Origin of the sequence: Vibrio crassostreae 9ZC13 (genome assembly GCF_000272045.2) — a bacterium.
GTDB lineage: Bacteria > Pseudomonadota > Gammaproteobacteria > Enterobacterales > Vibrionaceae > Vibrio > Vibrio crassostreae_C.
The window spans coordinates 43,098-55,315 of record NZ_AJYZ02000037.1 but is presented as its reverse complement, the minus strand read 5'-3'; the positions used below and the strand labels follow the sequence as shown (position 1 = coordinate 55,315).

Sequence of the window (12,218 nt, the reverse complement as noted above, 5' to 3'; positions counted from 1 at the left end):
GAGGTGAGTAAACTCACCTCCGTTTTATCACATAGCCAATAAGACTGCTTACAATGACTAAAAATATTCATGACCAACGTATTCTAATTCTGGACTTCGGTTCTCAATACACACAGCTAGTAGCTCGTCGTATTCGTGAGATCGGTGTTTACTGTGAACTTTGGAGCTGGGACGTAGAAGAAGCGGATATTCGTGAATTCAATCCAGACGGTATCATCCTATCTGGTGGCCCTGAAAGTGTAACGGAAGAGAACTCTCCACGTGCACCTCAGTACGTATTTGATTCAGGTGTTCCTGTATTCGGTATCTGCTACGGCATGCAAACTATGGCTGAGCAACTTGGCGGTAAAGTAGCAACGTCTACTGAACGCGAGTTCGGCTACGCTGCTGTACAAGTAACTGGTGAATCTGCACTTTTCGCTGACCTTGAGTCTACTCAAGATGTTTGGATGAGCCACGGCGACAAAGTAGTTGAGATTCCAGCTGATTTCACAAAGATCGCTGAAACAGACACTTGCCCATACGCTGCAATGGCAAACGAAGAGAAGAAGTACTTCGGTGTTCAATTCCACCCAGAAGTAACACACACTAAAAACGGCCTGAAAATGCTTGAGAACTTCGTTCTTAACGTATGTGGTTGTGAAGGTCTGTGGACTTCAGCGTCTATCATTGAAGATGCAGTTGCACGTATTAAAGAACAAGTAGGTGACGACGAAGTTATCCTTGGTCTTTCTGGTGGTGTTGATTCATCTGTAGTTGCGATGCTTGCTCACCGCGCTATCGGCGACAAACTAACATGTGTATTTGTTGATAACGGCCTTCTTCGTCTAAACGAAGCTGAGCAAGTTATGGATATGTTTGGTGACCAGTTCGGCCTAAACATCATCAAAGTCGATGCAGAAGATCGTTTCCTTAAAGCTCTGGAAGGCGAAGCTGAACCAGAAGCTAAGCGTAAAATCATCGGTCACGTATTCGTAGATATCTTCGATGAAGAGTCTAAGAAACTATCTAATGCTAAATGGCTTGCTCAGGGTACTATCTACCCAGACGTAATCGAGTCTGCAGCATCTAAGACAGGTAAAGCACACGTAATCAAATCTCACCACAACGTTGGTGGCCTTCCTGATGATATGGAAATGGGTCTTGTTGAACCTCTACGTGAGCTGTTTAAAGATGAAGTACGTAAGATCGGCCTTGAGCTTGGTCTTCCATACAACATGCTTTACCGCCACCCATTCCCGGGTCCTGGTCTAGGTGTTCGTGTTCTTGGCGAAATCAAGAAAGAGTACTGTGATCTACTGCGTCGCGCAGATGCTATTTTCATTGAAGAGCTTCACGCTGCTGACCTTTACCACAAAGTATCTCAAGCATTCACGGTATTCCTACCAGTACGTTCAGTTGGCGTAATGGGCGATGGCCGTAAGTACGATTGGGTTGTATCTCTACGTGCCGTAGAAACTATCGACTTCATGACTGCTCACTGGGCACACCTACCATACGACTTCCTAGGTAAGGTTTCTAACCGTATTATCAACGAAGTTAACGGCATTTCACGTGTTGTTTACGATATTTCTGGTAAGCCACCAGCAACTATCGAGTGGGAATAATCTCTTAGAGATTTAACCAGCTTTGATTAAGATCTTAAGCCTCGAACTCAGTTCGGGGCTTTTTTCTTTTCGATTGATTATATTGATTCATTACATTAAAGGCTTATGAGCAATACCTCGAAATCAAATGAACAATAACTAGAAACCAAATGAGTTGGAAACTAGATATCAGCTCAAGAAACCATGAGACGCTTTGTTGTGCTGAGCCATGTATCAAAAAGATCACTCGCACTTTTTATAAATTCACACAGCTACAGCTAGGCCATTCCACATGTGAAGCATACTCTTTGATGGACTTATTAAGGACAGATAAGAGAATCCATCATGTTAAAAATCAAATATTTGGCGACAGTACTGGGCTGCACATTAGCAGCGCAAAGTCATGCGTCTTTGAAAATTCAACCTGATCCGCAAAACCCGAATGGTTACCTTGTTGAAAAGTCGGCTCTACAAGCTGCTGAACAAGCGAAAACATCCGATCCTATGTATGCGATCTGGTCACAGGCCCTTCAAACTCGCCCGAATACAATCGTTGAAGCGATTGAACCCGGTTCCCCCTCGAATCCTGAAAACATAAAGCGTGTAGAGCGCGTGTTCCCTCAATCTGAATGGGACTTCCTCACTCAGATGGCAGCGCCAGAATACACCTACACTCGCTTCTTACGTGCGATCGGTAAATTCCCAGCGTTCTGTGGAGAGTACACCGATGGCCGTGACTCCGATGCCATCTGTAAGAAATCCATCATCACGGCCTTTGCTCACTTTTCACAAGAGACGGGTGGGCACATCGCGATAGGCAACACCTCTGATAATCCATTAGCTCTAGAAGAGTGGCAGCAAGCGCTGGTGCATGTTCGCGAAATGGGTTGGTCTGAAGGCCAAGAAGGTTACACCACAGGTTGTGGTCAGAATGATTGGCAGAATGCCCGTTGGCCATGTGCTGCGGGGCAGGGTTACTTCGGACGTGGTGCTAAACAGCTTTCTTACCATTTTAATTACGGCGCGTTCTCTGAAGTGATGTTCGATGGCGATGCGACGGTGCTTCTCAACAATCCGGGCTTAGTGGCGGATTCTTGGTTGAACTTAGCGTCTGCTATCTGGTTCTTTTTAACACCACAAGCGCCTAAACCGGCAATGCTGCATGTAATTGACCGAACATGGACACCATCTCAACGTGAATTGGATGCGGGTATTGGCTATGGCTTTGGTACCACAATCAACGTGATCAATGGTGGTATTGAATGTGGCGAGCAGAACAAAGACAAAGGCCAACCCGTTAACCGTATTCGTTACTGGGAAGGGTTAGCCGCGCACTATCAAATTCCTGTAGAAGCCGATGAAGCCAATACATGTTGGCAGCAAACGCCTTACGGAAGCTTGAATCTCAACGGAGCAACGGATGTGTTGTACACCAACTGGGATGGTAACTGGAAATACTACGCAGACCGCCCAGAAGGGTATTCATTTGAGTGTGAGCTAGTGGGCTTTCAAACTGCTTATTCCGCACTGGTGGCTGGCGATTACGAGAAGTGTGTGACCAACTTTTATGGTTCTCATGCGAGTTGGCCTGAAGTGAAAGTAGTCGATAAGCTGGATCCGGTAGATCCTGGTACTGATCCGGGTGGTAATGGTTGGAGTGCGACCAAGGTTTACAACGCGGGTGACCAAGTGACTCACAACGGTGCAACCTATGAAGCGAAATGGTGGACACAAGGGGATGACCCTGCCAATGGTGGCCCTTGGAAACTAGTAGCGGGCGAGCCAACACCACCAGTTGTGACAGATCCAACGCCTGTTGATCCTGCCCCTGTCGATCCAGAACCAGTAGACCCAGCACCCGTTGAACCACCTGTGACAGAACCGCCAGTGTTTGTCGATCCATCTGAATTTATTACGTGGCAAGCCGGTGTTAGCCAAGTGAGTAATGGCGATAAAGTGACGCATAACGGTAAGTGCTTCGTGGCTAAAAACGGCCCAGGTGTTTGGGAAAGCCCAGTTCAATCGAATTGGTTCTGGGATGAAATCAGCTGTAATTGATAGTCTGAATACTGAAGAGGTGGCCTAAGTTACGAGCTCAGTAGTACGACCATAGCGATATAAATAATCAAAAGCCGAAAGTTTCTACTTTCGGCTTTTTTCCGTTTCGAACTTGGCTATTTAAGCAGGGTGATTGGTCTATTTGGCTATGTTGAAGCGCATTTAAAGACTAATTATCCAGTTAGAGGATAAAGTTCTGTACAAATGATGTTTGTGAATTTATATTCAAAATTAATTTATATTTATTCTCTTATTTTAGGGTTAAGGTGTACCTATGGAACAGACAGATATCACGTCACTCATCCCCATTGTGATTACTTTGGTGTTGTCATTGGCGACAAGGAATGTGGTGATAGGCCTTTTTGCTGGTGTGCTGAGTGGTGTTGCAATGCTGACTGGCATGTTTAGCGAACTTAACCCGCTTGATACGTTTGGTACCATGGTGAAAGGTTACCTAGTTCCTCAACTTACCGACAGCTATAACGCTGGTGTGATCATGCTGTTGGTATTCATCGGTGGCTTTGTCGCATTGATGGAAAAGTCCGGTGGTGGCGTCGCGTTTGCAAAGCGAGTGACTCAGTGGGTAAGCAATAAATGCCAAGCTCAATTGTCAGCATGGTTGGGTGGAATCGTTATATTTTTCTCAGACTTAGGCACCCCTTTAATTGTTGGCCCTGTTTTTCGTCCCCTTTTCGATAAACTGAAACTTTCTAGACAGAAGCTAGCATTCATCATTGACTCTACATCATCACCCGTCGCTATTCTTATCCCTTTCATTGGATGGGGTGTTTACATCATGAGCCTTATTCAGAAAGAGTTCACGGCGTTGAATGTCAACATGTCCGATTGGGATGCCTTCATCGGTGCGATTCCTTTTCAGTTCTACGCATTTCTTGCGATTTTCATCGTTCCGCTTGTGTCCGTTAAAGGTTTAGACTTTGGGCCAATGGCAAAAGCCGAGCGTGATTGCCAGGCGGGAATTAACTCTGGCGTGAATAACGAATCACTAAATCCGTTCTCGCATAAAAATGCAAAGGCATCTTTTGTCTGGGCACCATTGTTAGTGATGCTGGTGGTGTTGTGTGCCATGTTGGTTCCACAAGGCTTCCCGTTCCAAAAGGTCGCAGGTTCATCATTTAGAGCGGCGTTATCATCGGCTTATTTCTTTGCGGCGATTACATTAATTTCGTTAATGGCTTACTACGGTGTAAGAAAGTTGTCTGATGGTGTTTCTGTGTACTTAAAAGGCATGGGAAACATGATGCCAGTCGCGATCATCTTGGTATTGGCTTGGGCATTAAGCACCGTTGGTAAAGAGTTGGGTGCGGCAGCTTATATTGCTGAGCAAGCACAGAGCGGCTTTCCATATTGGTTAGTACCTGCGGTCGCGTTTTTATTATCGGCTATCATTTCATTCGCAACGGGATCGTCGTGGGGAACCTTCGCGATAATGATGCCATTGGTTATTCCAACCGCGATTGCGATAGATGCTCCGCTTCTCGTCGCAATTGGCGCTGTGTTGTCTGGTGGCTTGTTTGGTGACCATTGCTCACCGATTTCTGAAACCACGATTCTTTCTTCAACCGGGGCTGGGTGTGATCAGTTTGAACACTTTAAGACGCAGCTTCCTTACGCATTGATGAACGGCTCTATTGCTCTGATTAGTTTTGTAGTCGCAGGCTTTACGGGAAGTACATGGGTTGTGCTAGGAGCTCTGATTGCTCAGCTTATCCTTGTGACTCTGTTAGCCAAGTGCGATGCGAGTAAAAACACTTCTTCAGAAGTTCAACCTCAAGTGTCTAAATCTAAAACACAACAAGCGTAATTTAAGATTACAGAAGAGGGCGAGATTCCAGATATCTCGTCCCTCGATTCTGGAATGACGATCCAATGAGTAGATACGGGATGCGAGTAAACGAGTAACGAAAAGCTCGCCACCTGTTGCCTACGTTTGCTATTAAGGGGGCGCTTACTCAAATCTAAAGACTCTTTTCGCATCCCCATCTCTTTTATCGTACCTAAAAAAACCTCGTCATTCCCCACAGTAAGTAACGAACGTGACAGAGGGCTCTTGTGTGCCGCAAGTGCTCATATCGAAGAGTAGATTCCAGATATCCCGTCCCTCGATTCTAGAGTGACGTAGCACCAGGCTTTGTCTCATTGCCTCAACACTTACCTCACTCGTCATTCCTTACAGTGAGGAACGAACGTGATAGGGAATCTGTTTATTGATAGTTTCGGTGAATTGAATAGGTTCATTATGAAACCTATTTTCCATAAGATCATTTGTACAATCTTAGTTTTCGATAACTGGATTACCTCGTTGTACGGTTTATAGATTAAAATTTTCTGATAATTTTTATCGCTTTTTTTTAATCAACCACTTTAATAAGGTAAATTCGTAATGTCGACCAAACTAGCTAACCCAGCGCCACTAGGCTTAATGGGTTTCGGTATGACCACTATTCTTCTTAATATCCACAACGCAGGTTTCTTTCCAATCGATTCAATGATTCTTGCTATGGGTATTTTTTACGGTGGTTTGAGCCAAGTTATCGTGGGCACAATGTGTTTCAAACGTGGTGACACGTTCGGTACAACTGCGTTTACTTCTTACGGCCTATTCTGGTTGTCTTTGGTTGGTTTAATCGTGATGCCTTACATGGGCCTACCTGCAAGCCCTGCAGCATTCATGGGTTGGTACCTACTACTATGGGGCATCTTCACAGGCTTCATGTTCATCGGCTCTCTATGCTACCCAGTGGCGAAGCAAGTAGTATTCGGTTCACTAACTATCTTGTTCTTCCTACTTGCAGCTCGTGATTTCACTGGCAGTCAACTAATCGGCACTATCGCTGGTTTTGAAGGTATCTTCTGTGGCGCTTCAGCTATTTACTTTGCAATGGCACAAGTAATCAACAACGAATACGGCCGCACAGTACTGCCTATCGGTGAGAAGAAAGCACCTCAAATGGCAACACAAGAAATCGCTGCTTAATACTCTAACTCGGGAACAGTTAGTTTGTTATAAGCCATTTATTGGTTATGAATAAAACAAAAGGGGTTAGCCGAAATGGCTAACCCCTTTTTTATGCGTTATTAATAGCACTATTTGTTAAAGCGATCTATTTGCTAAGGAAAGCTTAAGCTGAAGGTTGCTCTACAGGTTTAGTGTCTGCAGTTTCAGCTTCTGGAGACTTGCCTGTTTTACGCTTGTACTTCTCTTCCCAGTAGGTAGCACCTTTAATGCCTAGTTTTACAGGGTTGAACGTGTACTCAGTGACGCCTTGTTTCTGCTGTTCTTCGTAGTCAGCTAGAGCTTTAAGCGCAGGCTTAGACATGAAGAAGATGATCAGAATACCAACGATGTTTAACCATGCCATCAAGCCAACACCAACATCACCCATTGCCCATGCAAGGTTCGCTGTTTTAACTGTGCCATAGAAAACGGCAGTGATAAGAACAAGCTTAAGTACGAACATCATGCCAGGGATCTTGATGGTACGACGTAGGTAAGCAATATTCGTTTCTGCGATGTAGTAGTAAGCAAGAATCGTTGTAAATGCGAAGAAGAACAGAGCAAATGCGATGAATGGCTTACCAATGCCTGGTAGTGCACTTTCAATAGCAAGCTGTGTAAATACAGGACCATTCGCACCGATGTTTGCTGCTAGGTTCTGAACAAGGAACACACCCTCAGCGCCGCCGTGAACGTTGTAAGCACCAGTGATGATGATCATGAACGCTGTAGCAGAACATACTAGAAGAGTATCGATGTAGATAGAGAAAGCTTGTACCAAACCTTGCTGAGCTGGGTGATCAACACTTGCAGCCGCAGCCGCGTGAGGACCTGTACCTTGACCCGCTTCGTTTGAGTAAACACCACGCTTAACACCCCAACCAATTGCAGCACCGAAGCCTGCCATAGGTGTGAATGCATCGCCAACAATCATTGCGAAAACCGTTGGCACTTGGCCGATGTTTAGCAGAATGATAACGAACGCGATGATGATGTAAGCCAGTGCCATGAATGGAACAACGATTTGTGTGAAGTTCGCAATACGTTTAACACCACCAAAGATGATGAACGCTAGGATAATAGCAACTACAGTACCAGTGAAAATTTTAGCGAAACTGAATGTACCGATAGCTGTTTCAATCATGTCACCTGAGCCAAATGCAGCTTCTACAGCATTACCAATACTGTTTGACTGAACACCTGGAAGCAAAATACCACATGCAAAAATAGTCGCGATTGCGAAGATCCATGCGTACCACTTCTGACCCATTGCTTTTTCAATGTAGTAAGCCGGACCACCACGGAACTGGCCTTCGTCTTCTTCTTTGTAGATTTGCGCTAGCGTAGATTCTGCATAAGCAGTCGCGGCGCCAAAGAAGGCTACAACCCACATCCAGAATACGGCACCTGGGCCGCCGAAACCGATAGCGGCAGCAACACCAGCAATGTTACCTGTACCGACACGGCCAGATAGCGAAACGGCTAGAGCTTGGAAAGACGAGATGCCTTTTGATGAGCTTTTACCCGATAGTAGCAAGCGCCACATTTCAAAGAAGTGACGGATTTGAACAAATCGAGTCATGACGGAGTAGAACAAACCTGCACCTAAACATAGGTAGATAAGCACTGGACTCCAGATAATTCCATTCAAAAAATCAACGAATGACTGCATGAGTATTTTCCCTGTTAGTTTTACTTATGATTGTTTTTCGAACAACACAATACTTCACTTGTAACCTGAGTGTTAAATTATTTAACTACGCATTGGGATTACTGTGACATAAAGCATGTTACAGGGGCTAATTGTTAACGCTTAGTGCTATTTAGGAAATCGTTTCATTTAAACGCAAGTGCAACTAGTTGCTTTGTTTTGTATTTTTCAAAGTGAATAAATAGTGATTAATACAAACAAGTAAGTTCCGCGGTCGGTAACTAAGACAGGGTGGTGTTAAAATAGACGAATCGACCATTTAGCATGAACGGCTGCTATAGTGAGTTTGTTACGGAAAAGTTAGAATATATCACTTGCTCAGAATAGGTAGGCAGTTTTAGAGCGCTATCATTTTTTGAGGGGATAAAATGATAGTTTTTATCTTTACGGTAGGAAAAGTGCCTAATTAGACACTTGTTTCAAACGACCTTGAATCCTTGTTTTAGCAGCTCTTGAGCGAATTCAGACTGAGTGTTTGGTTCGCCATGAATCAAATGCACCTCTTTCGGTGGCGTCGCGATGCCTTCTATAAATTGGTAGAGGTCCCCTTTATCAGCATGGGCAGAATAGCCAGACATGCCATGAATTTGAGCATTAACCTCAACGTCTTTGTTATCAATATAAACCTGCATTTCCCCTTGTTGCAGCTCTCGTCCGAGCGTTCCGTGCGCTTGATAGCCAGCTAAAATTACATCGGTTCGTTTATCGGGAAGCAAGGCGGATAAGTAGTTCATTATCCTGCCACCCTGACACATCCCAGAAGCTGCGACCACAATCGCAGGTTCACCTGTCGACTTGAGGCGATTCACGATTTTCTTGTGCATTCTATGTCCATCAACGGTAATGCACTGCTCAAAAGCGAGTGGGTGGCGTTTCAGTTCAAGACGCTGCTTTGCTTCTTGTCCCCACAACTCTTTAAAACGTCGGTATGAACGCGTCACTTTTTGAGCCATCGGAGAATCGAGAATAATAGGAATATCGCTACTGAGTTGATGCTCAAAGATCAGGTGTTCGATATCAAAAAGCAATTCCTGCGTTCTGCCGATACTAAATGCCGGAATTAGAATAACGCCACCGTCGAGCAGTGAACGATCAATGATTGCTTTGAGACGCTCAGCTCGCGTAGCGATATCATCATGTGTACTGGTGCCATAAGTGGATTCGATAAACAGATAGTCGGCTTGTCGTGGTGGCTTAGGATCGGGCAGTAGTGGTGTGTTACTTGGGCCTAAATCGCCAGAGAAGACTACCACCTCTTGGTTGGGTAACTTAATCTCGATATAGGCAGAACCTAAGATGTGCCCCGCAGGTTGAAAGCGAGCATACAGAGTATTTGGCCTATCATGATCCTTTCCGTTGTTTTGCTGTTTAGACGTGATTGGAAACCATTCCCCGTAAGGCTTGGGAGCAATTAACGAATGAATCTTTTTGAGTATCAGCTTCGACTGTTTATTGCTGAGCCCTTGCAGTTTTAAGCCATCCTCAATCATTAAAGGAGCGAGTTCAGCGGTGGCTTGCGTGCAATAAATCGGTTGGTTAAACCCACTGGCGAGTAACCAAGGTAATCGGCCAATATGATCAATGTGAGTATGGGTCAGCAGCAGAGCGTTGAGGTGGGATGTTTCAAATTCAATATCAAGAGGGCGAGTGTCCGCACCTTGAAGCTTTTTACCTTGAAGATCTAAACCTTGAAAAAGGCCACAATCGATGAGCACCGCTTGGCCTGAATCTCTTAGCTCGTGACAAGATCCTGTGACAGTATGTTTGCCACCATGGTGAATCACTTCCATCGTTTGCTCCCATTGCTCTATAAAGCCGTTAACGCCTGTTTTTATTTTGCGGATAAGCGCCAGCAAGTAAAACAAGAACAATGAGAGTTGCGATCGTTGAGTGTCTTTTTAAGTAACTGAGCGATGACTCAGTGGTTTCGTTGCGAGTTAGTTCGTAGAAGAACGATCTGAATCCAACTCTGTTTTTTGCTGCGCCTCTAAACGAGCCACTTCGGCATCAAGCTCTGCTATTTTCTCTGCCATGAGTGCGTGACAGCGATTGGCCAACTCTCTCGCATCGCTAAGCTTGTATCCGGATACATCGATAGGTTCCAGCATCTCGGTGATCACAATGCCATTATTGGCTCGATTCAAGTCGATCTTATTGTGCGTGGTGCTGGTACACATCGGGGTGATAGGCACACCAGCTTCGATTGCTATTCGGAAAGCGCCCGTTTTGAATGGCAATAGTCCACGCCCTTTACTACGGGTTCCTTCCGGGTAAACCCAAACAGACAGATCTCTCTGATGAATCGCTTCCGCCACTTGCTTGATGGTATCGCGTGCTTTGGACTTATCTTCGCGGTTAATCATGATGTTACCGGTGATCCAATACAGCAGGCCAAAGAAAGGCACGTACAACAAATCGCGTTTGCCCAATGAAACAGTGCGTGGTCTTAGCATTCCTGGATCGGTCACAAAATCCAATATGCTTTGGTGGTTAGAGATGTAGACGCTGTTTTCTGGTGTCGGGGCATTGTCTAGGCCGCGTTGCACCAGTTTTACACCGATGATCTTTTGGAGTTGGTTGAACCAACGACAGAAAACGTACACATGCTTGGGGTTCTTGGGGCTAAACAAGCAGTAAACAAAAGCACATAGAGTGGTGAAAATAATAAACACCGTAGCCAAAATAATACGAAGAACAGCAAGCACAATTCACTCCTTACTCACCGCAGATGGCAGTGATTAAATAGTTTTAGATGCTTGAAGTTTTCACTCTATTTAACCGAATTGCAACAATTAACTGTTATAGGGTTCTGTTTTTAGATCTTTATATAAAACAAGGACTAACAATGGGTGTTTGACACGATTATCGAGCTTACACGTGTTCACCAGTAGCGAGGCATGTTCACCAATACTGTTTATTTGGATCCAACTCTTCTACCCATTCAGGATCTTGACGCGACTCTAAATAGAGTTGTAGGCCGTTATAGGACATGAAAGCTGCAGGGCCGCCGAGGTGCTCGAAATAGTCAAAATACTCATCTTCGAGAGCACAAAGGTGGGCTAAATCTTTAACCTTGTTAGCCAGCGCCCACTGAATGGCAAATACAGGCGCTATTGAGCCTGAAATATTCACCTCTTCGACGTTTGGGTTAAACATTGAATTAGCTTGCTCAAGCAGTATCTCTTCTTGTTCAGACTCTTGTTGTAGTACCTCTTCGACGATCTCCGAGCGCTTGGTATTAGAGACATTCTTGTTCAGCTTGGTGATTCGCAGTGCGTAGCTAAATCGGTCTGATGAAACGATGTCGACAAGCTGCGACAACAGCTCTTTGTCTACGCCTGCTGCCTTGGTGAAATAGTCGATACATGAATTGATTGAGGCATAACGAGTACCGTCAAACTCAAAGCCACTGGTTTCGTCGTATACCTCAAGTGGGATGTCATCAACCGACAAAGGCCAGCCTTTATAATCGACGCGTTGTTTGGCGATTTGATACATCTTCCAAGCGCTGCGCCCAAACCCACCGAGCGTCGAACCCGAGAAATCAGAATCAATAAGCTCTTGCTCCGTCCAGTTCTCACCGATGCCAAGGTGCTTAGCGTACTTGTCTATCAGAGTGTGTTTTATCTGATCGCGCACAGACCAAATTGAGGTCAGATTCTTTGAATAGTTAATTCTCGCACACTCATTACAAGCCGGCAGTGCGATCGGTGAATGGCCTATCTTGGCAACTGCCTGCGCTGTCTTAGGAAATTCAACAACGTTACTTGAAGGTTCACCACAAAACCAACAGGTGTGGCGCAGGTTGAATGGGGTATCTATGTGTGAGTATGTGTTCATTAGT

At 45.0% G+C, this 12,218-nt stretch carries 8 protein-coding genes; 4 read left to right on the top strand and 4 right to left on the bottom strand.

Annotated features, from left to right (window positions below; translation table 11 throughout):
* Window positions 1-53 precede the first annotated feature (53 nt).
* The 4 genes from guaA (at window position 54) to A136_RS11015 (ending at window position 6,642) form a co-directional block, all read left to right on the top strand.
* Entirely contained in the window at window positions 54-1,607 is a 1,554-nt protein-coding gene (gene guaA / locus A136_RS11030) for a glutamine-hydrolyzing GMP synthase (protein ID WP_017059729.1), read from the top strand.
* A 324-nt stretch (window positions 1,608-1,931) separates the two neighbouring features.
* Window positions 1,932-3,644: a chitinase gene (locus A136_RS11025; protein ID WP_017062820.1), complete on the top strand. Its 1,713-nt coding sequence runs from the start codon at window positions 1,932-1,934 to the stop codon at window positions 3,642-3,644.
* A gap of 274 nt (window positions 3,645-3,918) precedes the next feature.
* On the top strand, window positions 3,919-5,469 hold the full coding sequence (locus A136_RS11020; protein ID WP_017062819.1) for a Na+/H+ antiporter NhaC family protein: 1,551 nt from the start codon (window positions 3,919-3,921) through the stop codon (window positions 5,467-5,469).
* Between the two features lie 579 nt (window positions 5,470-6,048).
* A complete protein-coding gene (locus A136_RS11015; protein WP_017062818.1) occupies window positions 6,049-6,642 on the top strand; it encodes an acetate uptake transporter in 594 nt (197 codons plus the stop codon).
* A gap of 145 nt (window positions 6,643-6,787) precedes the next feature.
* Here the strand turns inward: A136_RS11015 and A136_RS11010 are convergent, their stop codons facing one another.
* From A136_RS11010 to A136_RS10995, 4 genes are all read right to left on the bottom strand, one after another.
* A complete protein-coding gene (locus A136_RS11010) occupies window positions 6,788-8,335 on the bottom strand; it encodes an alanine/glycine:cation symporter family protein (protein ID WP_017062817.1) in 1,548 nt (515 codons plus the stop codon).
* Window positions 8,336-8,793: 458 nt separating this feature from the next.
* Complete coding sequence (locus A136_RS11005) at window positions 8,794-10,164, bottom strand: MBL fold metallo-hydrolase (RefSeq protein ID WP_017062816.1); 1,371 nt, start codon at window positions 10,162-10,164, stop codon at window positions 8,794-8,796.
* Between the two features lie 147 nt (window positions 10,165-10,311).
* The gene (locus A136_RS11000; RefSeq protein ID WP_017062815.1) at window positions 10,312-11,079 is read right to left on the bottom strand and encodes a 1-acylglycerol-3-phosphate O-acyltransferase; all 768 of its coding nucleotides are present in this window, start codon (window positions 11,077-11,079) and stop codon (window positions 10,312-10,314) included.
* 196 nt (window positions 11,080-11,275) lie between these two features.
* Entirely contained in the window at window positions 11,276-12,214 is a 939-nt protein-coding gene (locus A136_RS10995) for a hypothetical protein (protein ID WP_017062814.1), read from the bottom strand.
* Window positions 12,215-12,218: the final 4 nt, after the last annotated feature.

Coding starts and splice junctions, on each gene's coding strand:
- A136_RS10995 (WP_017062814.1), bottom strand. CDS start 12,214: ATGAACACATACTCACACATAGATACCCCATTCAACCTGCGCCACACC.
- A136_RS11020 (WP_017062819.1), top strand. CDS start 3,919: ATGGAACAGACAGATATCACGTCACTCATCCCCATTGTGATTACTTTG.
- A136_RS11010 (WP_017062817.1), bottom strand. CDS start 8,335: ATGCAGTCATTCGTTGATTTTTTGAATGGAATTATCTGGAGTCCAGTG.
- A136_RS11025 (WP_017062820.1), top strand. CDS start 1,932: ATGTTAAAAATCAAATATTTGGCGACAGTACTGGGCTGCACATTAGCA.
- guaA (WP_017059729.1), top strand. CDS start 54: ATGACTAAAAATATTCATGACCAACGTATTCTAATTCTGGACTTCGGT.
- A136_RS11005 (WP_017062816.1), bottom strand. CDS start 10,164: ATGGAAGTGATTCACCATGGTGGCAAACATACTGTCACAGGATCTTGT.
- A136_RS11015 (WP_017062818.1), top strand. CDS start 6,049: ATGTCGACCAAACTAGCTAACCCAGCGCCACTAGGCTTAATGGGTTTC.